This window comes from Chlorobaculum sp. 24CR (genome assembly GCF_004118635.1).
In the GTDB taxonomy this organism is placed as follows: domain Bacteria; phylum Bacteroidota; class Chlorobiia; order Chlorobiales; family Chlorobiaceae; genus Chlorobaculum.
On the sequence record NZ_SDGU01000057.1, the window covers coordinates 1 to 24,290 of the forward strand.

The window sequence follows — 24,290 nt, forward strand, 5'->3', positions numbered from 1 at the left end:
TACATTATGACTTTTATGAATATATGTGCTCAATTATTACACTTTTATCTTTAACGAAGCAGAGCTTCGGGGAATATATCCCATAGAGATTCAAGGTACGGGCGCGGTATCCTTCCGGATATGGAAAACTCGCAATGACAGAAAATAAAAGAGTGTTTTCCATCGACACGACGCCCACCGCCTTGCATTCAAGTCGCTCTTGACACTTTTTCGACTCACATTAATGGTCGTCTTCGTCACCGTCACCCTCCGCCGGTTTGCCGATCAGCGTGCCGAGCAGTTCCGGGGCCTTCTTGCCGTTGGCCGCCGCGATCTCGGCAATGGTCTCTGATGGCGCGTTCACCGTGACGCCGTCGTTTTTGAGCCGGGCGATCAGCTCGCCGGGGCTTTGTTTTGCGACCAGCGCGACGGTTTCGATGGACGAAGTTTCGAGTGCCTTTGCCGACGCTCTGGCGACGCGCTTGCCGTTTTCGTGTTCGTCATTGCCGAGGAACGGCATGACCGAAACCACCGTCACGACCGCGCACAAGCCGATGATCGACATGGCGAGTTTTTTTGAAAAATAGCCCGTAAAGGCTTTCCAGTTGGCCACGACGTGCAGCGCAACGCCCGCGACCAGCAGCCATCCAAGCCACTCGTGCACCGGCTTGACAAGGCCTTGTTCAAATTTAAAAAACAGCAGCACGCCGGTGACGGCGGAGATCAGAAGCGCCCCGGTGACAAGCGGCGTAGCCCAGGATCGAATGGTAACTTTCATGGTGTCTCAAGGTTTTTGCATGGTGAAATATGTTTCTCAAATGATGACCATCTGGTCAACGGGAATAAACATACCTTCACCCACCTTAAAACAGGGTAAACGGAATCTTAAAAAACGCTTAAAATTTGAAAAGATTTCATCAAAAGCAGGCGAAGCGAATGATCGTCGATTCCAGCTTCACCCTCTCCTGCTGAAGCGACGGTAGAGCGAGATAACCCATAAAACGCAGAAGAGCAGATAGGTGGCCAGAGTGCTCAGGGGATGATCGAGCTTCGAGGCGTTTCCGAGAGAGACCTGAAAGGACTGGTTGACGAAGTCGAGCACGAAGAGCAGCGTACCGGAGCCGAAGAGCAGAATACCGCTTCTGACGTATTTCAGCGTACCGTGAATCCGTTCCGGCGACAGCCAGTACTCCTTGTCGGGAATGTTCAGCCACGAGAGGCGGCCCGACCTCAGGGCGCGGTTCACCACAACGAACATCGCGATGCAGAGACCGCTGATGATGAAGTACCAGAGAAAGAAAACGGTTTTCGGCACCCAGGCGTCCGGATCGCCCGACAAGCCGAAATGGGTGGCAACCTGCTCTGGCAATATGGAGTAGTGGTAGATGGCGTGGCCGACGAACAGGGCGCTGAGCAACGAAAAGAGCGCCAGCGCAAAGGGGTGGTTGTTTTGTTTCGGCGTCATCGGAGGCTCCTTTATGCTGGTTGATCGAAGTGGCGGATTTGACAACAAGATAACGCTCAGCGAAAGTATCTTGCCGTGGGAAAAATTGACGAAGGCACGCCAGGAAAACGCCGAGCGAGACCTCTGAAGTATCCCGGATGGCCAAGGCAGTCGGGATTGTCCGGCTCGGTACAGGCTATTTCATCAACCTGCCACCGCCCGTTATCGTTGTGCAGCAAAGCCGCGAAATCTTCATATCGCTCGCGGCCATCGCTCGACTGCGGCATGGTGTGCACCCAAGCCCATCCCCCGCTGCTGTTCATGGTTAGAACATTAAAAACAACGTCGAGACCGTGCAACTCCTTTACTTTCGAGCGCATGGAGTCGAGTATCGCCTTGCGCTCAGCGCTGCCCGGCTGCGGCGTATGAACAGAGCTGATGCGTCCCTCATTCATCCGGGCTTGCATCGAAGCCGGAACGACGATACCGGCCACTGTCAGAAAAATCGCCAGAACCGGCGCGCATAGAGTTTGCCTGTTTGCCATGTGAAAAGGGATAGGGTTTGATCGGTTCAACGGCAATATACCGCAAACAAACCCCGGTTTCACGCCCCCGCTCAAACCGGCTCATCAGTCCCGTCAGTCCCGTCCATCCCATCAGTCTGATCCGTCTGATCCGTCTCGTCATTCATCATTCTCAGCCGCGCAAAGCGGCGGCTGAGGCGCTTCTGCCGGAAATCATGTTTTTTTCAGCGGTTGTTTTTTCAGCGTTTGAAATTCGGTACTTTACGGCTCATTGGAAAGTGCGTCTCATGCCGCCGTGACCATTACGAAACACCGAGAAATCAAGGATTACATGCTCAAAATTTTCACAAAGATTTTTGGCTCGAAGCACGAAAAAGATGTCAAGAAAATCCAGCCGATCGTCGATAGCATCAATGAAATTTACGGTACGCTCAACTCCCTTTCGGATGAGGCGTTCCGCAACAAGGGCGTGGAGCTTCGCAAAAAAGTGCGCGACAAGCTCCTCCCTTTCGAGACGCAGATAAAAGAGACTGAACACAAGCTTGACCGTCCGGACGTGAGCCTCGAAGAGAACGAAAAGCTCAACGCCCAGCTCGAACAGTTCCGGAACGACTATGAAGAGGCTACGGCGGCGATTCTCGACGAGGTGCTTCCGGAAGCCTTCGCGCTGGTCAAGGAGACCTGCCGACGCCTGAAAGGCTTCACCTACACAGTGATGGGCCGCGAAATGGTGTGGGACATGGTGCCTTACGACGTGCAGCTCATCGGCGGCATCGTGCTGCATCAGGGCAAGATCGCCGAAATGGCCACCGGCGAGGGCAAAACGCTGGTCTCGACGCTGCCGGTATTCCTGAACGCCCTGACCGGGCGCGGCGTGCACGTGGTGACGGTCAACGAGTATCTGGCCCAGCGCGACATGGAGTGGATGCAGCCGGTCTATGCTTATCACGGCCTCTCGACCGGCGTGATTCTGGCGGGCCTCTACTCCAACCAGCGGCGCAACGAGTACCTCTGCGACATCACCTGGGGCACCAACAGCGAGTTCGGTTTCGACTACCTGCGCGACAACATGGCCGGTTCCGAGGAAGAGATGGTGCAGCGCGACTTCTACTTCGGCATCGTTGACGAGGTCGATAGCGTCCTGATCGACGAGGCCCGAACGCCACTCATCATCTCTGGCCCGGTACCCAATTCCGACACCGACACCAAGTACCGCGAAATCAAGCCCTGGATCGAGCAGATCGTCCGGGCGCAGCACAATCTGGTGGCTACCTTCCTCGGTCAGGCCGAAAAAACGCTGAAGGAGAAGCCCACCGATTTCGACGCCGGTCTGGCGCTGCTTCGCGTCAAGCGCGGTCAGCCGAAGAACAACCGCTTCATCAAGATGCTCTCGCAGAGCGGCATCGGCAAGCTCATTCAGTCGGTCGAGAACGAGTACCTGAAGGACAACGCCAGCCGGATGCACGAGGTTGATGATGAGCTGTTCTATGCCATCGATGAAAAGACCAACACCATCGACCTCACCGAAAAGGGGCGCGAGTTCCTGAGCAAGCTGAGCAACCAGGATCAGGATCTGTTCATCCTGCCCGACGTGGGCAGCGAAATCGCGGCTATCGAAGCCGACAAGAACCTCCAGCCCACCGACAAAATCCACAAAAAAGACGAAGTCTATCGACTCTACTCCGAACGTTCGGACAGCCTGCACACCATCAGCCAGCTCCTCAAGGCCTACACGCTTTTCGCAAAGGATGACGAGTACGTGGTGCAGGAGGGGCAGGTGATGATTGTCGATGAGTTCACGGGCCGAGTGCTGGCCGGACGCCGCTACAGCGACGGACTGCACCAGGCCATCGAGGCCAAGGAGAACGTCAAGATCGAGGGCGAAACGCAGACGATGGCCACCATCACCATCCAGAACTACTTTCGTCTCTACAGCAAGCTGGCCGGCATGACCGGTACCGCCGAGACCGAGGCGTCGGAGTTCTTCGAGATTTACAAGCTTGACGTGGTGGTGATTCCGACCAACCGCCCGATCTCCCGCCGCGATTTTGACGACCTGGTCTATAAAACGCGCCGCGAGAAGTACAACGCCATTGTCGGCAAGGTGCAGGAGCTGATCTCGAAGGGCCAGCCGGTGCTGGTCGGCACGGCGAGCGTCGAGGTGTCGGAGACGCTGTCGAGGATGCTCCGCGCCAAGCGCGTTGAGCACAACGTGCTCAACGCCAAGCAGCACGCCCGCGAGGCGGACATCGTCGCCATGGCCGGTCAGAAAGGCGCCGTGACCATCGCCACCAACATGGCAGGTCGAGGCACCGACATCAAGCTCGGCGCAGGCGTGCGCGAGAATGGCGGCCTGTTCATCCTCGGCTCGGAACGCCACGAGGCGCGGCGCATCGACCGCCAGCTCCGTGGCCGCGCCGGACGCCAGGGCGATCCCGGCGAGTCGATCTTCTACGTCTCGCTCGAAGACGAGCTGATGCGCCTGTTCGGCTCGGATCGCGTCATCGCGGTGATGGACCGGCTCGGCCACGAGGAGGGCGACGTGATCGAGCACTCGATGATTACCAAGTCTATCGAACGCGCCCAGAAGAAGGTCGAGGAGCAGAACTTCTCGATCCGCAAGCGCCTGCTCGAATATGACGATGTGATGAACCAGCAGCGCGAGGTGATCTACACCCGCCGCCGCAAGGCGCTCAAGATGGAGCGCCTGAAGACGGACATCATGGACTTGTTGCAAGACTACAGCCAGACCGTAGTCAAGAAGTTCCACGACGCTGGCGATCCGGCGGGGCTGGAGGAGCAGGTGCTGCGCGAGTTGTCGGTCGAGTTCCGGCCCGACGCCTCGGCCTTCGAGCGCGAACCGTTCGAGCAGACCGCCGAAGCGCTTTTCAAGACCGCCAGCGAATTCTACCACCGCAAGGAGAACTCGCTCCCGGACGAGATCATGCAGCAGATCGAAAAGTACGCCGTGCTCTCGGTAATCGACCAGAAGTGGCGCGAGCACCTGCGCGAAATCGACGGCTTGCGCGAGGGCATCAACCTGCGCGCCTACGGCCAGAAAGACCCGCTGCTCGAATACAAGCAGGAGGCCTACAAACTCTTTGTCGAGCTGCTGCGCGAAATCGAGCACGAAACCCTGTCGGTGGCCTTCAAGCTCTTTCCGATCACGCAGGAGGAGTCAGAGGAGATCGAAGCCCGCCAGCGCCGCCAGGCCGTGCGCCAGGAGCGGCTCGTGGCGCAACACGCCGAAGCCGAAAGCGCCTACCAGGTCGCCGCCGATGGCGGCATGGACGCCACGCTCTCGATGCCCGGCGACGAAATCGTCATTCAGCAACCGGTGCGAGCCGAAAAGAAGCCGGGCCGCAACGACGAATGCCCCTGCGGCAGCGGCAAGAAATACAAAAACTGCTGCGGCGCGGGGGAATGATGAATTATGAATTGAAAGAATTGCCCGTAGGGGCGGGTCTCGCGCCCGCCCTTTCATCTTCAATCCTATAGGTCGTATAAGACTTATAGGACTTATAAGACCTATTCGACCTACAAAAAGCTATCACCAATGAGCACCGAACCTGAAGTGAACCTGCAACTGGCCCAGGAGCATGGCCTGAACGAAGAGGAGTACGCCAAAATCTGTGACGTACTTGGCCGCACTCCATCATTCACCGAGCTTGGCATCTACTCGGTGATGTGGTCGGAGCATTGCAGCTACAAGAACTCCATCGCCGTGCTCAAGACCCTGCCGCGCGAAGGCGCTTCGCTGCTGACGCAGGCTGGCGAGGAGAACGCGGGCCTTGTCGATATTGGCGACAACCTCGCCGTGGCCTTCAAGATCGAGTCGCATAACCACCCCTCGGCGGTCGAGCCATACCAGGGCGCGGCGACCGGCGTCGGCGGCATTCACCGCGACATCTTCACGATGGGCGCGCGCCCGGTGGCCTCTCTCGACTCGCTGCGCTTCGGCTCACCGCGCGACCCGCGCGTACGCTACCTCGTGGACGGCGTGGTGCGCGGCATCGGCGACTACGGCAACTCGTTCGGCGTACCGACCGTGGCGGGCGAGATTTACTTCGAGGAGTGCTACACCGGCAACCCGCTGGTCAACGCCATGTCGGTCGGCCTGGTGGAGCACCACAAAACCGTCAGCGCCACGGCGCACGGCAAGGGCAACCCGGTGCTGATCGTCGGCTCCTCGACCGGGCGCGACGGCATCCACGGCGCAACCTTCGCGTCGGAAGAGCTGAGCGAGGCATCGGAGGACAAGCGCCCGAGCGTGCAGGTGGGCGACCCGTTCGCCGAAAAGCTGCTGCTCGAAGCGACACTCGAAGCGATTGCAACCGGCGCGGTCTCCGGCTTGCAGGACATGGGCGCGGCGGGGCTGACCAGCTCCACCTCAGAGATGAGCGCGCGCGGCATCGAAAAGAACGGCAGCGGCGGCATCGAGATCGACCTCGACCTGACGCCCGCCCGCGAGAAGGGTATGACAGCCTACGAGTTGATGCTCTCCGAATCGCAGGAGCGGATGCTGATCGTCTCCGAAAAGGGGCGCGAACAGGAGATCATCGACGTCTATAAAAAATGGGATGTGAACGCCGTGGTGATCGGCCAGGTGACGGACGACAACATGCTGCGCGTCCGCCAGCACGGCGAGGTGGTGGCCGAAATTCCCGCCATGTCGCTGGTGCTCGGCGGCGGCGCTCCGGTCTATATCCGCGAGGCGGTCGAGAAAAAGCCCGACACTCCGGCGGCTGACCTCGCGCCGGACAGTTCGCTCGACTTCAAGGCGCTCTCGCTGCAACTGCTCTCACGCCCCAACATCGCCAGCAAGGCGTGGGTTTACCAGCAGTATGATTCGATGGTACAGACCAACACCGTCACCCCGGCGGGCCAGACCGACGCGGCGGTGATCCGCATCAAGGGCACCAGAAAGGGCCTCGCGATGAAGACTGACTGCAACTCACGCTACGTCTATCTCAACCCGAAATCGGGCGGCGCGATTGCCGTGGCCGAGTGCGCGCGCAACATCGCCTGCACCGGCGCCAGGCCGCTCGCCGTCACCAACTGCCTGAACTTCGGCAATCCCTACAAACCGGAGGTTTACTTCCAGTTCAAGACCTCCGTCGAGGGCATGGGCGATGCCTGCCGCATGTTCGACACCCCGGTAACCGGTGGAAACGTGAGCTTTTACAACGAAACCTCGCTTGGCGGCGGACGCACGGCGATCTACCCGACGCCGACCATCGGCATGATCGGGCTGCTCGACGACATCGACAATCTGGTGGAATCGACCTTCTGCAAGGCAGGCGACGCCATCGTGCTCTTCGGCGATCCCGAACTCACGCTCGACGGCTCGGAGTACCTCGTGATGCAGTACGCTACGCCCGGCGCGGACTCGCCCGCAGTCGATCTGAAGCACGAGAAAAACCTTCAGGAGCTGCTCGTTACGCTGGCGGCGAAAAAGCTGGTCAACTCGGCGCACGACGTTTCGGATGGCGGCCTTGCCGTCACGCTTGCCGAAAAATCGATCATGAACCGCGACCGGATGCTCGGCTTCGAGGTCGATCTCGAATGCGCGAATTCGGACCGTGCGGCGCTCCAGAAGCTGCTCTTCTCCGAAGCGCAGGGGCGCGTGGTGATCTCGGTCGATCCCGGCAGGGCAGGCGCGGTGATCGAGGAGGCCGACCACCTGAATGTCCCGGTGCGCGTCATCGGCAAGGTGACGCCTGCCGAAGCCAGCATCGCCGTGAATGGCAGGCCGGTAGCGGAGTTTTCGATTGACGAACTGCTGCACGCCTACAACCATGCGCTGGAGTCGGCACTGCACCTTGAGGAGTTGTAAACAAAGAGAGACAAAGGAGTTCAGGAACGAAAAGACGAAGATAGAAAGGAGAGCAACGATGAATGCGGTATTGACGGCGCGGGAGATGAGCCTGGCGGATCGGGCGGCTATCGAGGAGCTGCGCACCGGGGAGAGTCGGCTGATGGAGCTTGCCGGGCGCGAAACCGTGCGGATGATCGTGGAGCGGTTCGAGAGCGGCCGGAGCCTCGACGGGGTCTCGACGCTCATCGTCTGCGGCAAGGGCAACAATGGCGGCGACGGCTTCGTCGTGGCGCGACACCTGTTGAATCGGGGGGCGAAGGTTGATGTGCTGCTGGCGTGGCCGGAGGAGGAGCTTGCCGGGGTGAACCTCGAAGGGCTGCACATCCTCAAGGCGTACCGGCGCTACAACGAGGGCCTCAGAATTTTCACCGGAATCGACGAAGCACGAACCGCCGTTGGCGCGACCGCATACCAGGTCATCGTGGACGCCATCTTCGGCACCGGCCTCAAGATTGACGCGGACGATCCGGAGCTCCGCGAACCGGCCAAATCGGCCGTCGAACTCATCAACTTCGTCAACGACCACTCCGAAGCGGTGACGGTGGCCGTCGATCTTCCGTCCGGGCTGGATGCGACCAGCGGCCGCGCTTCAGAACCGTGCGTGAAGGCGGACATGACCGTCACCATGGCCTTCCTCAAGACCGGATTTTTCCAGAACGCCGGACCAACGCACTGCGGAGAGATTCAGACCGCCGAAATCTCGATCCCGGAGTTCCTCGTCGAGCCGACCTCCTGCCTCTTGGTGGACGAAACTTTCGCGGCGGAGAGCTACCTGTTGCGCGACCCGTCGAGCGCCAAGCACCTGAACGGCAAGGTGCTGCTCGTCACCGGCTCGACAGACGGCGGCGGCTCGATGCTTGGCGCAGCCCTGCTCGCCGCCCGCGCCGCCGTCAAGACCGGCGCGGGCTACGTTTGCGCCTCGCTGCCCGACGGCCACGCATCGGTGATGCACAGCTTCGCGCCGGAAGTGGTAGTGATCGGGCGCGACATGGTTTCGATCATCGAAAAGGCGAAATGGGCCGACGCCATCGTGATCGGCTGCGGCATCGGACGAAGCGAGGAGGCGCAAGAGCTGGTCGAAACGCTGCTCTGCACGCCCGAAATCACAGAAAAAAAGCTGGTGCTCGATGCCGATGCGCTCTACGCCATCGCCGAACGCAATCTGTTCGACCAGATCGCCGGCCTCGAAGACGCGGTGCTGACGCCACACGCAGGCGAGTGCAGCCGGTTGAGCGGCCTGTCGGTCGAGGACATCATGGTCTCGCCAATCGACACGGCGCGGATGCTCGCCGAGGAGTGGAACGCCAACCTGCTGCTCAAGGGCGCGCCCACCTTCGTCGCCTCGCCATCGGGCATGGTGCTCATCTCGAACAGCGGCACCGAAGCACTCGCCTCGGCGGGCACCGGCGACGTGCTCTCCGGCATGGTCGGCGCGCTCGCCGCCAAGGGCCTCGACACCCACGAAGCCGCCGCCGCCGCTGCGTGGCTGCACGGCCGGGCCGGAGACCTCGCCTCGAACGTCTCGAGCCTGGTCTCCTCGGTGGACGTGCTGCAAGCGATTCCGCAAGCCGTCCTGGAATTGTTCGAAAGCGAGGAGTGAAACCCCAAAAATGCCAAAGGGCAGCTCGAAAGCTGCCCCCGATGGTTTCTTTACACTCTTTCTTCCATAAGTCCTATAGGTCGTATAAGTCCTATACGTCCCATAGGATAACAGAATAACGCCAGCTTTATTGCCCTGCGTTGCTCTTTAAAAACCTCTTGATATTTCTTGCGGCCTGGCGGATTCGCTCTTCGTTTTCGATCATCGCCACCCTCACATACTCATCGCCGTAGGCGCCAAAGCCTATGCCGGGGCTGACGGCGACCTTGCCCTCCATCAGCAGTTTCTTGCTGAATTCGAGGCTGCCCATGCCGCGCAACGGTTCGGGAATCCTCGCCCACACGAACATCGAGGCGCGGGGCGTCACAATGTCCCAACCGGCATTGGCGAAGCTCGAAATGAGCACGTCACGCCGCTTGCGATACACCTCGCTGATCTCGCGGACGCAGCTCTGGTCTCCGGTGAGCGCGATGGTCGAGGCGACCTGGATGGGGGTAAAGGTACCGTAATCGAGCCAGCTCTTGATTTTTTCGAGAGCACCGACAAGCTTGGCGTTGCCCACCATGAAGCCCATGCGCCAGCCCGCCATGTTGTAGGTTTTCGAGAGCGTGTAGCTTTCGACAGCCACATCCTTGGCCCCCGGCACCTGAAGGATCGACGGAGTCACGTAGCCATCAAAGGTAATTTCGGCATACGCGATGTCACTGATGATGTAAAATCGTTCTCGGCGCGCCAGCTCGACCAGACGCTCGTAAAACGGGAGATCGACGGTGGCTGTGGTCGGGTTGTTCGGAAAGTTGACCACGAGGTACTTCGGCTTGGGGGACGACTCGCGGAACACGGTCTCGATGTTGTGGAAAAAAGCCTCCTCGTCGAGCGTGTAATCCTCGCTCATCTCAAGCTTCATGCGATGCACGTTCCCCCCGGCGAGGATGAACGCCTGCGAGTGAATCGGGTAGCACGGATCGGGTACGATGGCCAGGTCGCCCGGATTGGTAATCGCCTGCACCAGGTGAACATAGCCCTCCTTCGACCCCATCGTCACCACCACCTCGCGGTCGAGATCGAGATCGACATTGTACTTGTTGCGATACCAGCCGCCGACCGCGCCGCGCAGTTTGTAGATGCCTTTCGACACCGAATAGCCGTGCGTCCTGGGTTTCTGGACACTCTCGACAAGCTTGTCGATGATGTGCTGGGGCGTCGGGCCGTCGGGGTTGCCCATCGAGAAATCGATGACATCCTCCCCTGCCCGGCGCTCGGCCATCTTCAGTTCGTTGACGGCGGCAAACACATATTTTGGCAGTCTCTTGATCTTGTCGAATTCAATCTCGTCGAACATGGTTTCTGGTTTCGGAATATCGTTGATGCAGCAGCGCTGAATTTTTTGTCAAAACAAACTCAATCATAAACAAAAAGCCGTTGATCTCCATAGGGGAACTTCCAAAAATAGCGCCTCCGTTCATGGAAATCACCACGGCGGCCGGATTGCTCAGAGCTGCGAGGTGCAGTTCGGGCAGCGCACAGCTTTTGACGGAATGGCTGAAAAACAGAACGGGCACTCTTTGGTATCGGGAAGCGCCGCCAGAGCCGGGGGCTTCTCGGCAATTTTGCGAAGCCGGTTGATGCCGCGAACAAGAAAAAAGACGGCAATGGCCAGAATCAGGAAGCTGATGGACGCATTGATAAACAAGCCGTAATTGAGCGTGACTGCTCCGGCTCGCTGCGCCTGATCGAGCGCGATGTACGGCCCCGGCGCAGCTCCCTCCTTGAGCACGACGAACAGGTTTGAAAAATCGACTCCGTTGAGCAGAAGGCCGAGCGGCGGCATCAAAACGTCGCCGACCAGTGACTTGACGATTCCGGTGAAGGCTCCGCCGATGATGATGCCCACCGCCATATCGACTACATTGCCCTTGAGGGCGAACTCTCTGAACTCTTTCAGCATAGTCGTCGTTATTTGTTTTTTACCTGATTGCACACATTACATAGATACAACCTTCAGGGAAGGTTAAGAAAATAAACCCCCTTAATTGGACATTAGTGTATTTTTTGTTACAATAAAAGCTCATGTCTTTGTAGAACCCGCACGAATTCATCCAGTAATAGCAGGCATCCTCGAAGCATTGACGTAGTATTTTACGCACCACCACTACCAAAACGGTTGGCTCGCGCTCAAAACGTCAGGCGGTTTCCGGGATACCATAACATCAGCAGTCATCAATCGATGGAGCATACTATCCGTACAGATTCATTGAAACGGCAGCTCGAACAGGCGACCGGCAACAACTACGCCTGCTGCTATCAATGCGGCAAATGCACCGCCGGATGTCCCGCTGGCGGCTTCATGGACAATCCGCCAGCCAGAATCATGCGCCTCGTGCAGGCCGGGTACGTCGAGGAGGCCATGCAGAGCGACTCTCTCTGGTACTGCATCGGCTGCATGACCTGCACGGCGCGCTGCCCGCAGAACATGGAGATCGCCGGAACGATGGATGCTGTCCGCGAGATGGCGCTCAGGAGCGGCATCGTTTCATCCGACAAGGCCAAAAAGCTGGTCACCGCCTTCCACACCTCGTTCCTCAACACGGTGCGCAAAAGCGGCCGTTTGCAGGAACTCGCGCTGGTCAACAGCTACAAGCTGCGCACCCGTACTTTTTTGCAGGACGCTGGCGCAGGCCTGAAGATGATGAAGCAGGGCAAGATCAATCCGGTCACGGCCATCACGGCGAAAGAGACCGTCGAGCAGAAGGAAGAGATCGAGAAAATATTCCAGCTCGCCGAAGGCGTTGCTCACACCGCTGCGCCGAAACGCAAGCCCGTCAAGCGCACTTTCAAGCCTGACGAGCCGCTCAAAATCACGCCCGGCATGACGATTGGCTACTATCCCGGCTGCTCGCTCTCCGGCACGGCCAAGGATTACGACATCTCGATTCGCAAGATGTGCGACCGGCTCGGCGTCAGGCTCCACGAAATCGAGGATTGGAACTGCTGCGGCGCAAGCTCTGCTCACGCCACCAACCACAAACTCTCCGTGCTGCTTCCGGCGCGGAACCAGGCCTTGGCCGACCGGCAGGGCCTCGACTACGTGCTCACCCCCTGCGCCGCCTGCCTGAACCGGCAGGTTACGGCTCGCAAGGCGCTCAAGGAGTCCGAAGAGCTTCGGAACGAACTCAAAAGCGTGATGGGTTACGAAACCGAGAGCAAGGCGCAGTTCATCGGCGTCATGCAACTACTCGAAGGCATGGCTCCCGAAGAGATCAAAAAGCGCGTCACCCACCCGCTCAAGGATATGCCGCTGGCCTGCTACTACGGCTGCCTCCTGGTGCGTCCGTTCGACGCGATGGGCTACGACGACCCGGAAAATCCGACCAAGATGGAGGCGATCATCGAGGCGCTCGGCGCCAAGCCGGTTGACTGGGCCTACAAGGTCGAGTGCTGCGGCGCGGGGCTGACGATGGCCCAGCAAGAGATGATCGAGGACTTGACGCACAAAATCGCCAAAAACGCCACGATTAATGGCGCAGGCGGTTTCGTGGTGGCTTGTCCGCTCTGCCACACCAACCTCGACATGCGTCAGGCTGGAATGCGCAAACGCTACAACGACGTTGGTGAGATGCCGGTGTACTACATTTCGGATCTGGTCGCGATGGCGTGCGGCGCGAGTCCCGAAGAGGTGGCGCTCGACAAGCACTTCGTTCCGGCGACCGGCATGGTCAGAAACCTTTAATCCGCTCGCGGTGTATGAGAAAAAAAGGTTTGAATCGTACATTGAGGGTTTCCATCAGGTTGTCTGTCCGTCCGTTACCGGCAACGCCCCGTCATCCGGCGGGTCACTCTCCTGATCGTCCGAGACCATTTTCAGCATCCTGTTTTGACAGAATATGTATCTGAAAAAAAAGCAATCGGACAAGAAAGGAATCTCAACACGCACAGTTTGAAACGCGCCGCTGAACAGAGCGGCACAAGGGACTGATTGTCCCCATAGTATCGTGGCACTCCGGTGCCGGAAACATCATAAACCCAGGGCTTCAGGATGGCAAAAATAGGAGTCTTCGTTTGTCACTGCGGTGAAAATATCGCCTCGAAGGTCGATACGGGCAACCTTGTCAAGGCATTGTCCGACCATCCCGGCGTGGAAATCTGCAACGAGTATAAATATTTCTGCTCCGATCCAGGACAGGAGACGGTCAAACGCGCGATCAGGGAGAACAACCTGACGGGCGTCGTGGTGGCGGCCTGTTCGCCGAGGATGCACGAAACGACCTTCCGCAAGGCGTGCGCCGAGGCCGGACTCAACCCGTACATGCTTGAGCTGGCCAACATCCGCGAGCAGTGCTCCTGGGTGCATTCGGACAAGGATCAGGCCACCGAAAAGGCGATCGAGATCACCCGCTCGCTGGTCGAAAAGGTGAAGCGCAACAACGAGCTGAAACCGATCTCCGTGCCGGTCACGCGCCGTGCTCTGGTCATCGGCGGCGGCATCGCGGGCATCCAGGCAGCACTCGACATCGCCGGAGCTGGGCGCGAAGTGATTCTCGTCGAGCGCGAACCCTCGATTGGCGGCCACATGTCGCAGCTCTCCGAGACCTTCCCGACGCTCGACTGCTCGCAGTGCATTTTAACGCCACGCATGGTGGAGGCGATACAGCATCCGAACATCAAGGTACTGACGTATTCAGAGGTCGAAGAGGTGGACGGCTACATCGGCAACTTCAAGGTGAAGGTGCGCAAAAAGGCGCGCTACGTCGATATGGACAAGTGCACCGGCTGCGGCGACTGCATCCAGAAGTGCCCGGTCAAGAAAATTCCGAGCGAATTCGAGTGCGGCCTCGGCAACCGTACGGCGATCTACACCCCCTTCGCGCAGGCCGTACCGAACGTGCCGGTGATCGACAAGAACCGCTGCACCTACTTCAAGAACGGCAAGTGCAAAATTTGCCAGAAGACCTGCCAGATCGAAAACTGCATCGATTTCGAGATGCAGGACACCTACGAGGAGTTCGAGATCGGAGCGATTGTCGTGGCCACCGGCTTCCAGATTCAGGATACCACCCTCTACGGCGAGTACGGTTACGGCAAGTACAAAGACGTCATCACCGGCCTGAGCTTCGAGCGTCTCGCTTCGGCGAGCGGCCCGACTGCCGGAAAAATTCTGCGCCCGTCGGACGGCAAGGAGCCGGAGACCGTGGTCTTCATCCAGTGCGCCGGATCGCGCGACCCGTCGAAGGGCGTCAAATACTGCTCCAAGATTTGTTGCATGTACACGGCAAAACACGCCATGCTCTACGCCCACAAGCATCACGACGGCAACAGCAAGATTTTCTACATGGACATCCGCGCCGCGGGCAAGGGGTATGACGAGTTCACCCGCCGCGCCATTGAGGAGGATGAGGCCGAGTACCTGCGGGGCCGCGTCAGCAAAGTGTTCGAGGAGAACGGCAAGCTCGTCGTGCGCGGCGTCGATACGCTGCTCGGCAAGCCGGTCGAGGTCAAGGCCGACATGGTGGTGCTCGCCACGGCCATCGTGCCCCAGCCCGACGCCAAGGAGTTCGCCAAGAAGATCGGCATCGGCTACGACGAGTACGGCTTCTACAACGAGGCGCACCTGAAGCTTCGCCCGGTCGAAACCGCCACCGCCGGCATCTACCTCTGCGGAGCGTGCCAGTCGCCGAAGGACATTCCCGACTCGGTCGCCCAGGCCTCGGCCACGGCAGCCAAGGTGCTCGGTCTGTTCAGCCGCGAGCAGCTCGAACGCGAGCCGGTGGTGGCCGCCGTCGGCGAATCGACCTGCGCTGGATGCTGGGGCTGCGTGTCGGCTTGTCCGTACAACGCAATCGAGCAAAAGGAGATACGCGACCGGAACGGCAATCTCGTCAAAGAGGTGGCCAGCGTCAATCCCGGCCTTTGCCAGGGGTGCGGCACCTGCGTGACCTTCTGCCGCTCGAACAGCATTGATCTGGCGGGATTCACCGAAAAGCAGATATTCGCCGAAGTGATGGCGCTCTGACCAGGCGCCGCGACCGTGACAGCAACCGAAACCAAACAAGCGACCGATTCAGCCGATGAGCGACCCATTTGAACCGAAAATCGTGGCTTTTGTCTGCACCTACTGCACCTACGCGGGCGCAGATCTTGCAGGCACGAGCCGTCTGAAATACGCGCCGAACGTCAGGATCGTGCGCCTCCCCTGCACGGGACGCATCAGCCCGATGTTCATCCTCAAGGCATTGCAGAAAGGAGCCGACTCCGTGCTCGTGAGCGGTTGCCATCCGGGCGACTGCCACTTCACCTCGGGCAACTACCATGCCCGTCGCCGTTGGACGGTCTTCCGCGCACTGCTCTCCTTCACGGGCATCCCGGAGGAGCGCATTCGCTTTTCGTGGATCAGTGCCGCCGAGGGGGCCAAGTTCGCCGAGCTTATCAACGAAATCACCGACGACACCCGCAAGCTCGGTCCGTTCACGCAGTACCAGGAGCTGCAAAAAGTCATCGAAACCCAGTCTTCGTACTAATCAATGGGAATACAGGAACAATACAGAAGTGAAGCCGCCGCGCTGCTCTCGTCGGGCGAGGTGAAGCTGGTCATCGGCTTCGGCGCGGGATCGACTGCCGACCGCCGCCGTCCGCTCTTCGCCCGCACACCCGAAGAGGCGCAAAAGTTCGTGCTCGACGCGGCCTGCATCGCGAACCTCTCGACCTACCTCGTCGCCGAGGGCTTGCTTTCGGACGGCAAGAAGGTGGGGGTTTTCCTCAAGCCGGACGGCATCCGCAGCGTCAATATCCTCATCTCGGAGGCGCAGCTCAAGCCTGAGCAGGTGGTGATTCTCGGCTACGCCATCGAGAGCGGCAAGGATGTCGCAGCGCTCGAAGGACGTAACATTTCGGATTTCAGCATTGGCGAAAAAATCAGGAAGCTGACACCGCCGCCCCACGTCATCGAGGCCGCCGAAAAGATCGAGGCGATGAGCGCGGAGGAGCGGTTCGAGTACTGGAAAGAGGAGTTCTCGAAGTGCATCAAGTGCTACGCCTGTCGCCAGGTCTGCCCGATGTGCTACTGCCGCCGCTGCATCGTTGACGTCAACCAGCCGCAGTGGGTCAGCACCTCGTCGCACACGCTCGGCAACTTCGAATGGAACCTCGTCCGCGCCTTCCACCTGGCGGGACGCTGCGCCTCCTGTGGCGCCTGCGACCGAGCCTGCCCGGTGAACATTCCGCTCCGGCTCGTCAACTACCGCATGGGCAAGGAGGTGCGCAGCGCCTTCGATTACGTCGCTGGCGAAAACAGCGACCAGAAACCGGTGCTCGCGAGCTTCAAGCAGGACGACCCCGAGACCTTCATTCTTTAAGCATCCGGACAAGCATGACCAGAATACTTCTCAGGAACAAACTCGACGACTGCATCGCCGCCTGGCAAAAAGCCGGTTTCAGCGTCCTCGCGCCGGTGAAGCGGCACGAGATGAGCAGCTTCGGCGAGGTGCGGAAGGCCGATGAGATGGCCCTCGACCTCGTTCTGACCGAGCGCACCATCAAGGATCAGTTCTTCCCGCAGACCGAGCCGCTCATCAAATACAAGATCGGCAAGCACCAGATCGACAGCGAAACCATGACGCCGCCTGAAAAGAAGCGCGTCTTCTTCGGCGTCCGTCCATGCGACGCATCGGGCCTGGCCATCGACGACCCGCTCTTCGGCTGGGACTACAAAGACGACTACTGGTTCGGTCGCCGCGAAAACTCGGTGATCGTCACCATCGCATGCTCGCAGGCGGACGACTTCTGCATGTGCACCTCGGTGAAGCTCTCGCCCGACAGCACGAAAGGGGCCGACGTGATGCTCCGCCCGCTCTCGGACGGCAGCGGCTGGCAGGTCGAGGCGATGAGCGACCGTGGCACTGCGCTGGTTGAGACGATCTCTTCGCTCCTGCAGGAAAGCTCAGCCGAAGCCGCGCCCGTGCCGCAGGTCGCCGAAAAGTTCGATGTCGAAAAGGTGATGGAGTGGCTCGCCGACAAGGAGAACTTCGAAAGCCAGTTCTGGAAGGATATCGCCCTGCGCTGCGTCGGCTGCGGAAGCTGCACCTTTCTCTGCCCCACCTGCCACTGCTTCGACATCCAGGACGAGGGCGACACCTACCAGGGCATCCGGCGCAAAAACTGGGACAGTTGCTCCTTCGCGCTCTTCACGATGCACACCTCCGGCCACAATCCGAGGAACACGCAATCGACCCGCTGGCGTCAGCGCATCATGCACAAATTCAACTACTACCAGGGCAAGTTCGGCGTCAACAGTTGCACCGGCTGCGGCCGCTGCACCCGCCAGTGCCCGGTGGACATGGGTATTACCGAAACTCTGCAAGCGATTACAAATTTACCGAGGTGACACAAGACCGATACCATACCCACGACATGATCTACAGCCCGTTTCCGATGCGGGTTGTGTCGAAACGCACGGAGGCTCCCGGCGTCAACACGCTCAAGCTCGAATTCGTCAAAGAGGAGGATCACGAGTTTTTCAAGGCGAACTACAAGACCGGCATGTTCGGCCTGTACGGCATTTTCGGCGAGGGCGAAAGCACCTTCTGCGTCGCCAGCCCGGAGACCCGCAAAGACTATATCGAATGCACCTTCCGCCAGTCGGGCCGGGTGACTTCGACGCTCGCCAACACCGACGCGGGCGACATCGTGACCTTCCGAGGTCCGTACGGCAACCGCTTCCCGATCGAGCAGTTCGAGGGCAAGAACCTGCTCTTCATCGCGGGCGGCATCGCCCTTCCGCCGACGCGCAGCGTGATCTGGTCGTGCCTCGACCAGCGTGAGAAGTACAAGGGCGTGACGATTGTGTACGGCGCGAGAACCGTGGCCGATCTGGTCTATAAGGATGAGCTGGACGAGTGGAAAAAGCGCGACGACGTGCGGCTCGTCTTGACGGTCGATCCCGGAGGCGAAACGCCGGACTGGCAGGATCACGTGGGCTTCGTGCCGACCATTCTCGAACAGGCCGCCCCGTCGCCGGAGAACACCATCGCCGTACTCTGCGGCCCGCCGATCATGATTAAATTCACGCTGGCGGCGCTCGAAAAACTCGGTTTCACGGCCGAGAACGTCTATACAACGCTCGAAAACCGCATGAAATGCGGCGTCGGCAAATGCGGCCGCTGCAACGTGGGATCTGTTTATATCTGCAAGGAAGGCCCGGTCTTCACCGCCGCCGAAGTGCAGGCCATGCCGCAGGCGGATTTGTAGAGGCTATTTTTTCATATTTGAATAAAAAAGCCCGAATAATATTTCCGGGCTTTTTTTATTTTTCTGCCAGTCACAATTGAAGTAAAAAAATTATCGAAACAGCATTCTATTTGAACAATGACCTGATGACCATTAAACAAGACTAAACTGCCTTTTAATACACCTAAAGGGTTCCAAACGGAGATTCGCATGAAAATCGAAAGTATCAAGCTTCATAATTTCAAAGCCTTCAAAGAGGCAACGCTAAAAGATATTCCACATTTATGCGTCGTTGTCGGTGCTAATGGCACAGGCAAATCTACCCTTTTTGATGTTTTTGGTTTTCTACGTGACTGCCTTATCTACAATGTAACAACGGCATTGCAAACTCGTGGCGGATTTCAGGAAGTATTGAGTCGTGATGCTTCCGACAAAAAGATTACCATCGAGTTACAGTTCCGAATGCCAATCACTAAAGTAGAACGACTGGTAACATATTTTCTGGTTATAGCACAAGAAAATGGACGGGTTGTAATCGAAAGGGAAATACTTCGTTACAAACGCGGCAGGCACGGCTCGCCATTTCACTTTCTGGATTTCAGCAAAGGAAGTGGATATGCTGTCTTAAATGAGGAAGATTTTAACAAAGCCGAAGAAGAGCTGGAAAGAGAAAGCCAAACTCTTGACAAATCAGATATTCTTGCAATAAAAGGACTCGGACAATTTCAGCGTTTTAAGGCGGCAAATGCATTCAGACAACTGATCGAAAACTGGCATATTTCTGATTTTCATATAAATCTTGCCAGAGGAAGTAAAGACATTGCCGGATACTCAGACCATCTTTCAGTTACCGGCGACAACCTTCAGCTTGTGGCAAACAGATTGTATCAAAACGAACGGCCCGTGTTCGAAAAAATCATCGAGCAGATGAAAAAAAGAGTTCCAGGAATCGATAATGTTGAACCCGAAGAAACTCGCGATGGACGCTTGCTTTTAAAATTTCAGGATGGATCGTTCAAAGACCCATTCGTTGACAAATATGTCTCTGATGGCACCATCAAGATGTTTGCTTATCTAACGCTTCTGTACGATCCTACCCCCCATCCGCTACTTTGCGTCGAAGAACCGGAAAATCAGCTTTACCCGAAACTGCTCTGGGAGCTGGCCGAAGAATTCCGTGCATATTCCAATCGAGGCGGACAAGTTTTTGTTTCTACTCATTCGCCTGATTTTCTCAATGCTATCAGAGTCGAAGAGGTATTCTGGCTCGAAAAAAATGAGGGATACACGCAAGTCCGAAGAGCGCTCGACGATCAACAAATCGTAGCATACATGAAAGATGGAGATCAGATGGGCTACCTCTGGGAACAAGGATTTTTACAGGGGGCAGATCCAAAATGAGAAATATTGTTTTCTTTCTGGAAGAACCGTCTGCACAAGAAATGCTCGAAGGTCTTTTATCGAAAATAGTCCCACCAGAGATCAATATCCGTTATCTGGTTTTTCGTGGCAAGCAGGACCTTGAGAAAAATCTTTTCAGAAGATTGAGGGGATGGATTTTACCCAATTCGAGCTTTCTTGTTCTTCGGGATCAGGATTCCGGCGATTGCGCGATTATCAAAAAAAAGCTTGCCGATATTTGTGAAAGCACAGGGAAAAAAGGTGTTTTGGTCAGAATAGCTTGCCGGGAACTCGAAAGTTTTTATCTTGGCGACCTTGAAGCTGTTGAAAAAGGTTTGGAAATAAACAGAATCAGCTCACTACAAGGGAAGAAAAAATATAAAAACCCGGACAGACTTGAAAATCCTTCTGAAGAACTATACCATCTCACAAAAAATAAGTATCAAAAAGTTCTCGGATCAAAAGCTATTGGACCACATCTTAAGCTCGAAGGAAATAAATCACATAGTTTTTGCGTCTTGCTCGAAGGAATCAGAAAATTAACTGAACATGATTTCGCAGAATAAAAACAAAAAAATATGTCTTAACTCCTAAAATCAGTATTGCGGTCGCGTAATACCCCTGCAAACATACTGCCGCACTATCACTGCACATTTTTCAGGCCCCCTGCAATACCTCCAATTTACTTCACATCCATTCTCTGCATTTCAAGGATAACATTGGAACCGGGATGGAAATCCCACGCTTGAATGATCGTGGAGTATCCCGCCTGTTCGAGATGCCAGGCGATCCACTCGGCCCATTGTCGGTCAGCGCTGGTGTAGCTGATGAAAAAATCCTTTTGATCCTGAGCCATGCGATAAGGGGTAGAATAAACATTGCCTCACGAACGATAGCGATTTTTTACGGTAGCGCAAACTGGGGGAAGGCGGGGACGCGGTGGACGATGTGGACAAAACGGATGGCGTTTTGGGGCATTCCCAATTCATAATTCAACATTCATAATTCATAATTCTTATTTTCCGGCACCATTACAGAAACTGAACACTTCCGAAACACGCATGAAACTTATCGTCGGCCTTGGCAATCCGGAACTGCGACACGCGGCAACGAGGCACAATATCGGCTTCGATGTTATCAACCACCTCGCCGGAACGTCATCGTTCGCGTCGGGCAAGGGTAATTTCCGGTTCACGAAAATCACCGCGCCGGGCGGGCCGCTGATTCTCGTCAAGCCGATGACCTACATGAATCTGTCGGGCCACGCGGTGGTGGCGGCGATGAATTTCTGGAAAATCCAGAAGGAAGAATTGCTCGTGATTTGCGACGATGTCAACATTCCGCTGGGGACAATCCGGATGCGGGCGAAAGGTTCGGCGGGCGGCCAGAACGGACTGAAGCACATCATCCAGTGCCTCGGCGGCGAGGAGTTCGCGCGGCTGCGCGTCGGGGTTGGCGGGGAAAACATGCCTGCGTCGCTCTCGTCGTTCGTGCTGTCGAAATTCAGCGCGGAAGAGCGGAAATGTATCGAGAAGGTGATTCCGGAGTGCGCCGATGCGGTGCTCGACTTCGCCTCGCTGGGCGTCGAACATGCGATGACCCGGTTTAACGGAACGGTCTGTTAAACGGCGGCGAGCTGCGGCATGGCCTCAACGGTTTCAGGCAGGGTCTGGGTGCTGATGTTGCAGAGGAATTTGATCGCGCGTGCGTTGAACTCCTGGGGCTGGTCGATGTTGCAGACATGGCCCGAATTACCGATGACCTGGAGATAGGAGTTGGTGTGGTGACTCACGATATACTCGACCGCCGGCAGGAACATGTAATCTTCTTCGCCCATGAGGTAGAGCGTCGGAATGCCGGTGTCCTTCTCTTCGAAATACTTGAGTAGCGGATTGAGTTCGTAGGTCAGCGTGAACCAGCGCATGAACTCCTTCTGCGCCACCTTCTTGGCTTCGTTCACGAACATGATGCGGGATTTGCGATGCCTTGCCTTCGGCATGATGATCCACGCAAAAAAGGTGTAGAGCCACATGTAGGGCACCATGCGCTTGAAGAAATTGCCGATAGCCACCAGCACCTTAGCCCGCACGTTGAGGCGGATGATCGCCCCACCCATGATCATCGACTGCACCCGGTCCGGAGCCAGTTCGCTGAGATTGCGGATCAGAATGGTGCCGAGGGAGATGCCGATGAAGTGCGCTCGCTCGATTTGCAGGGCGTCGAGCACCTCGATGACGTCGCGGGTAATGACCTCGAAGTTGTAATGGTGCTCCTCTTTCGTAGTCGTTATGTGCTTCGAGCGGCCATGTCCCCTGAGATCGACCAGAAGCACGTTGAAGTGCTTGACAAACTCCTTGATCTGCAAGAACCAGATCGAAGAACTTCCGCCAGCGCCATGCACGAACACCACCCAAGGGGCGTCTTCGGCAATCAGATGTGTTTTGTAGTGTAGCATGGCAAAGTCAAATAAGGAACAGTGATGAGGGAACAACCGGGAAAATGATCGAGGGCGCGAAAATCCGTCCGGAATATACAACAATTACAGAGAAGAAGCCCGTGACGATCGTAAAAGTTCACCCGTTCTCCCTGAACGCCCTCACGCACTCGAAGAGCGCCACCCCAGCCGCCACGGCCACGTTCAGCGAATGCTTCACGCCATATTGCGGAATCTCGATCACGCCGTCGCAATGGCCGAGAAGCGCGTCGCCGATTCCCTCGACCTCGTTGCCCACGATCAGCGCGAGCGGAAAGTCCTCCGCCGTCAGCGAGGTGTAGGCGCGGCTGTTCTCGGCGATTTCAAGACCGAAAATCTTCCTCCCCTCCCCTTTCAGCGCCGCGATCGCCTCCTGCGGATCGGCGAAGTGTCGCCACGGCACGGTCTCCTGCGCGCCGAGCGCGGTCTTGTCGATCTCCTTGCGCGGCGGCGTGGCGGTGTAGCCGGTAATGACGATCTCGTCGATGCCCGCCGCGTCGGCGGTACGGAACATCGCGCCGACATTCCACATGCTCCGGATGTTATACAGCACGAGCGTCACCGGATGACGCTTGACCGCGCCGAAGGCTTCGGGCGTCAGTCGCCCCATCTGTTCGCCCGCCAACTGCCTGAAACCCGCCATCTCAGAGACTTTTCAGCAGCGCCAGCAAGCGGTCATTCTCCTCTTTGAGACCGACGTTGAAGCGCAGGCAATTCTCCATGAGCGGGTAGCCCGAAACGTTGCGCACCAGCACCCCGGCTTCTTTCAGCTTTTTGAACGCCTCGGATGCATTAGCGACGCGGATGATGATGAAGTTGGTATCGCTCTCGAACGCCTCGACGCCGAGGATTCCGGCAAGCTCCGCCTCGATGCGCTCGCGCTCGGCGAGGATATACTTCACGGCGTCGGTCACGAGCGAGTAGTTTTCGAGCACGTCGAGAAGCGTGATTTCGGCCAACCTGCCCGATGCGAAGGGAATCTTCGGCTTGGAGATTTCAGCGAGAAGCTCAGGATTGGCGATCGCGAAGCCGATGCGCATTCCGGCCAGCGCGAGCGCTTTGGACATGGTGCGCAGCACGACGAGGTTCGGGTAACGGTCAATCAGGTCGAGCGCCGACTGCTCACGCGAAAACTCGACGTAGGCCTCGTCAACCAGCACAATGGCGTCGGCAGCCTCGACGATGCGCTCGATCTCGGTGTGCGACAGCGATTTGCTGGTCGGGTTATTCGGTGTCGAAAGCACGATAAAATCGACCTTTTCGCGTTCGGCGGCTTCGATCATCGCATCGACATCGAAATCGAGATTGTCGCGCACCGGGACCTCCACCACCTCGGCTTGCAACAGGAGTGCGAGCTTTTCGTAGAGCGAGAACGAGGGCTGGGGAATGAGCACCTTGCTGCCCGCGCCGACGCAGGCCATGAAGATGGTGTAGAGCATCTCGTTCGAGCCGTTGCTCATGATGACCGACTCCGGCGAAACGCCGACAAACGACGCATACGCCGCCATGCCACGGTAGGGCAGAATGTCCGGGTAGCGGTTCCAGGGCTCCTGGCGGAACTGGTCGAGAATTTTCTCCTTGAGCCATCCAGGCAGGTCGAACGGGTTCTCGTTCTGGTTCAGCTTGACCTCGGCCTCCTGGCCACCCTCGACCCTGTAGGTTTCGATATGCTCCAGGGCGGGATTGAGCATGGCTCTGAGATCTCTTTTCATGGTGATTGATTTTCCGGTTTTCGACGTCGAAAAGTTGTGTGCGATTATAACATTGAGTGT

The 24,290-nt window shown here is 57.5% G+C and carries 22 protein-coding genes; 13 read left to right on the forward strand and 9 right to left on the reverse strand.

The features are described from left to right. Positions 1-220: 220 nt before the first annotated feature. The 3 genes from EST62_RS10300 to EST62_RS10310 all read right to left on the reverse strand — a co-directional run bounded on the left by EST62_RS10300 (position 221) and on the right by EST62_RS10310 (position 1,968). A complete protein-coding gene (locus tag EST62_RS10300) occupies positions 221-757 on the reverse strand; it encodes a DUF4405 domain-containing protein (RefSeq protein ID WP_129051997.1) in 537 nt (178 codons plus the stop codon). A gap of 177 nt (positions 758-934) precedes the next feature. Next, complete coding sequence (locus EST62_RS10305; protein WP_245153595.1) at positions 935-1,444, reverse strand: DUF1648 domain-containing protein; 510 nt, start codon at positions 1,442-1,444, stop codon at positions 935-937. 56 nt (positions 1,445-1,500) lie between these two features. Then, on the reverse strand, positions 1,501-1,968 hold the full coding sequence (locus tag EST62_RS10310; protein ID WP_245153598.1) for a hypothetical protein: 468 nt from the start codon (positions 1,966-1,968) through the stop codon (positions 1,501-1,503). A 17-nt stretch (positions 1,969-1,985) separates the two neighbouring features. On the opposite strand from EST62_RS10310, the gene EST62_RS10315 reads away from it, so the two are divergent. The 4 genes from EST62_RS10315 (at position 1,986) to EST62_RS10330 (ending at position 9,425) form a co-directional block, all read left to right on the forward strand. Further along, positions 1,986-2,246 (forward strand): hypothetical protein, encoded by a 261-nt coding sequence (locus EST62_RS10315; protein WP_129051999.1) that lies wholly within the window; start codon positions 1,986-1,988, stop codon positions 2,244-2,246. Positions 2,247-2,278: 32 nt separating this feature from the next. After that, entirely contained in the window at positions 2,279-5,374 is a 3,096-nt protein-coding gene (gene secA / locus EST62_RS10320) for a preprotein translocase subunit SecA (protein WP_129052000.1), read from the forward strand. Between the two features lie 129 nt (positions 5,375-5,503). Then, positions 5,504-7,783 carry a phosphoribosylformylglycinamidine synthase subunit PurL gene (purL, locus tag EST62_RS10325; protein ID WP_129052001.1) on the forward strand — a complete coding sequence of 760 codons (2,280 nt, stop codon included), beginning with the start codon at positions 5,504-5,506 and terminating at the stop codon, positions 7,781-7,783. Positions 7,784-7,841: 58 nt separating this feature from the next. Next, positions 7,842-9,425, forward strand: coding sequence for an NAD(P)H-hydrate dehydratase (locus tag EST62_RS10330; protein ID WP_129052002.1), 1,584 nt, complete (start codon positions 7,842-7,844; stop codon positions 9,423-9,425). Between the two features lie 127 nt (positions 9,426-9,552). On the opposite strand, the gene EST62_RS10335 is transcribed toward EST62_RS10330, so the two are convergent. Then, complete coding sequence (locus tag EST62_RS10335) at positions 9,553-10,767, reverse strand: LL-diaminopimelate aminotransferase (protein WP_129052003.1); 1,215 nt, start codon at positions 10,765-10,767, stop codon at positions 9,553-9,555. Positions 10,768-10,917: 150 nt separating this feature from the next. After that, positions 10,918-11,373 (reverse strand): large-conductance mechanosensitive channel protein MscL, encoded by a 456-nt coding sequence (mscL, locus tag EST62_RS10340; RefSeq protein WP_129052004.1) that lies wholly within the window; start codon positions 11,371-11,373, stop codon positions 10,918-10,920. 279 nt (positions 11,374-11,652) lie between these two features. Between mscL and EST62_RS10345 the strand changes: the two genes are divergently transcribed. The 8 genes from EST62_RS10345 to EST62_RS10380 all read left to right on the forward strand — a co-directional run bounded on the left by EST62_RS10345 (position 11,653) and on the right by EST62_RS10380 (position 20,611). After that, entirely contained in the window at positions 11,653-13,155 is a 1,503-nt protein-coding gene (locus EST62_RS10345; protein WP_129052005.1) for a heterodisulfide reductase-related iron-sulfur binding cluster, read from the forward strand. A 306-nt stretch (positions 13,156-13,461) separates the two neighbouring features. Then, entirely contained in the window at positions 13,462-15,435 is a 1,974-nt protein-coding gene (locus tag EST62_RS10350) for a CoB--CoM heterodisulfide reductase iron-sulfur subunit A family protein (RefSeq protein ID WP_129052006.1), read from the forward strand. A 55-nt stretch (positions 15,436-15,490) separates the two neighbouring features. Further along, positions 15,491-15,940, forward strand: a complete 450-nt coding sequence (locus EST62_RS10355) for a hydrogenase iron-sulfur subunit (RefSeq protein WP_129052007.1) — start codon at positions 15,491-15,493, stop codon at positions 15,938-15,940. Positions 15,941-15,943: 3 nt separating this feature from the next. Continuing rightward, positions 15,944-16,774, forward strand: coding sequence for a 4Fe-4S dicluster domain-containing protein (locus EST62_RS10360; RefSeq protein WP_129052008.1), 831 nt, complete (start codon positions 15,944-15,946; stop codon positions 16,772-16,774). A gap of 14 nt (positions 16,775-16,788) precedes the next feature. Beyond that, positions 16,789-17,802: a 4Fe-4S dicluster domain-containing protein gene (locus tag EST62_RS10365; RefSeq protein ID WP_129052009.1), complete on the forward strand. Its 1,014-nt coding sequence runs from the start codon at positions 16,789-16,791 to the stop codon at positions 17,800-17,802. A gap of 26 nt (positions 17,803-17,828) precedes the next feature. Continuing rightward, on the forward strand, positions 17,829-18,665 hold the full coding sequence (locus EST62_RS10370; protein WP_129052027.1) for an FAD/NAD(P)-binding protein: 837 nt from the start codon (positions 17,829-17,831) through the stop codon (positions 18,663-18,665). Positions 18,666-18,854: 189 nt separating this feature from the next. After that, a complete protein-coding gene (locus tag EST62_RS10375) occupies positions 18,855-20,045 on the forward strand; it encodes an AAA family ATPase (protein WP_129052010.1) in 1,191 nt (396 codons plus the stop codon). After that, complete coding sequence (locus tag EST62_RS10380) at positions 20,042-20,611, forward strand: DUF4276 family protein (RefSeq protein ID WP_129052011.1); 570 nt, start codon at positions 20,042-20,044, stop codon at positions 20,609-20,611. Before EST62_RS10375 ends, EST62_RS10380 begins: the two co-directional genes overlap by 4 nt. A 116-nt stretch (positions 20,612-20,727) precedes the next feature. On the opposite strand, the gene EST62_RS10385 is transcribed toward EST62_RS10380, so the two are convergent. Further along, positions 20,728-20,901 carry a toll/interleukin-1 receptor domain-containing protein gene (locus EST62_RS10385; RefSeq protein WP_129052012.1) on the reverse strand — a complete coding sequence of 58 codons (174 nt, stop codon included), beginning with the start codon at positions 20,899-20,901 and terminating at the stop codon, positions 20,728-20,730. Between the two features lie 205 nt (positions 20,902-21,106). Here EST62_RS10385 and pth point away from each other — a divergent pair, with 205 nt between their 5' ends. Continuing rightward, positions 21,107-21,670, forward strand: a complete 564-nt coding sequence (pth, locus tag EST62_RS10390; protein ID WP_129052013.1) for an aminoacyl-tRNA hydrolase — start codon at positions 21,107-21,109, stop codon at positions 21,668-21,670. On the opposite strand, the gene EST62_RS10395 is transcribed toward pth, so the two are convergent. From EST62_RS10395 to hisC, 3 genes are all read right to left on the reverse strand, one after another. Next, the gene (locus EST62_RS10395) at positions 21,667-22,500 is read right to left on the reverse strand and encodes an alpha/beta fold hydrolase (RefSeq protein WP_129052014.1); all 834 of its coding nucleotides are present in this window, start codon (positions 22,498-22,500) and stop codon (positions 21,667-21,669) included. The genes pth and EST62_RS10395 overlap by 4 nt on opposite strands. Before the next feature lie 118 nt (positions 22,501-22,618). Continuing rightward, entirely contained in the window at positions 22,619-23,161 is a 543-nt protein-coding gene (locus EST62_RS10400) for an RNA methyltransferase (protein WP_167599304.1), read from the reverse strand. Between the two features lies 1 nt (position 23,162). Then, on the reverse strand, positions 23,163-24,230 hold the full coding sequence (gene hisC / locus EST62_RS10405; protein WP_167599305.1) for a histidinol-phosphate transaminase: 1,068 nt from the start codon (positions 24,228-24,230) through the stop codon (positions 23,163-23,165). Positions 24,231-24,290: the final 60 nt, after the last annotated feature.

Bases quoted from the DNA above. Each gene is read 5' to 3' on its own strand.
- EST62_RS10385 (WP_129052012.1), bottom strand. From the start codon at position 20,901: ATGGCTCAGGATCAAAAGGATTTTTTCATCAGCTACACCAGCGCTGAC.
- EST62_RS10375 (WP_129052010.1), top strand. From the start codon at position 18,855: ATGAAAATCGAAAGTATCAAGCTTCATAATTTCAAAGCCTTCAAAGAG.
- EST62_RS10380 (WP_129052011.1), top strand. From the start codon at position 20,042: ATGAGAAATATTGTTTTCTTTCTGGAAGAACCGTCTGCACAAGAAATG.
- EST62_RS10310 (WP_245153598.1), bottom strand. From the start codon at position 1,968: ATGGCAAACAGGCAAACTCTATGCGCGCCGGTTCTGGCGATTTTTCTG.
- EST62_RS10365 (WP_129052009.1), top strand. From the start codon at position 16,789: ATGACCAGAATACTTCTCAGGAACAAACTCGACGACTGCATCGCCGCC.
- EST62_RS10355 (WP_129052007.1), top strand. From the start codon at position 15,491: ATGAGCGACCCATTTGAACCGAAAATCGTGGCTTTTGTCTGCACCTAC.
- EST62_RS10400 (WP_167599304.1), bottom strand. From the start codon at position 23,161: ATGGCGGGTTTCAGGCAGTTGGCGGGCGAACAGATGGGGCGACTGACG.
- EST62_RS10300 (WP_129051997.1), bottom strand. From the start codon at position 757: ATGAAAGTTACCATTCGATCCTGGGCTACGCCGCTTGTCACCGGGGCG.
- EST62_RS10305 (WP_245153595.1), bottom strand. From the start codon at position 1,444: ATGACGCCGAAACAAAACAACCACCCCTTTGCGCTGGCGCTCTTTTCG.
- EST62_RS10395 (WP_129052014.1), bottom strand. From the start codon at position 22,500: ATGCTACACTACAAAACACATCTGATTGCCGAAGACGCCCCTTGGGTG.
- pth (WP_129052013.1), top strand. From the start codon at position 21,107: ATGAAACTTATCGTCGGCCTTGGCAATCCGGAACTGCGACACGCGGCA.
- mscL (WP_129052004.1), bottom strand. From the start codon at position 11,373: ATGCTGAAAGAGTTCAGAGAGTTCGCCCTCAAGGGCAATGTAGTCGAT.
- EST62_RS10350 (WP_129052006.1), top strand. From the start codon at position 13,462: ATGGCAAAAATAGGAGTCTTCGTTTGTCACTGCGGTGAAAATATCGCC.
- EST62_RS10345 (WP_129052005.1), top strand. From the start codon at position 11,653: ATGGAGCATACTATCCGTACAGATTCATTGAAACGGCAGCTCGAACAG.
- purL (WP_129052001.1), top strand. From the start codon at position 5,504: ATGAGCACCGAACCTGAAGTGAACCTGCAACTGGCCCAGGAGCATGGC.
- EST62_RS10335 (WP_129052003.1), bottom strand. From the start codon at position 10,767: ATGTTCGACGAGATTGAATTCGACAAGATCAAGAGACTGCCAAAATAT.
- EST62_RS10360 (WP_129052008.1), top strand. From the start codon at position 15,944: ATGGGAATACAGGAACAATACAGAAGTGAAGCCGCCGCGCTGCTCTCG.
- secA (WP_129052000.1), top strand. From the start codon at position 2,279: ATGCTCAAAATTTTCACAAAGATTTTTGGCTCGAAGCACGAAAAAGAT.
- EST62_RS10330 (WP_129052002.1), top strand. From the start codon at position 7,842: ATGAATGCGGTATTGACGGCGCGGGAGATGAGCCTGGCGGATCGGGCG.
- EST62_RS10370 (WP_129052027.1), top strand. From the start codon at position 17,829: ATGATCTACAGCCCGTTTCCGATGCGGGTTGTGTCGAAACGCACGGAG.
- hisC (WP_167599305.1), bottom strand. From the start codon at position 24,230: ATGAAAAGAGATCTCAGAGCCATGCTCAATCCCGCCCTGGAGCATATC.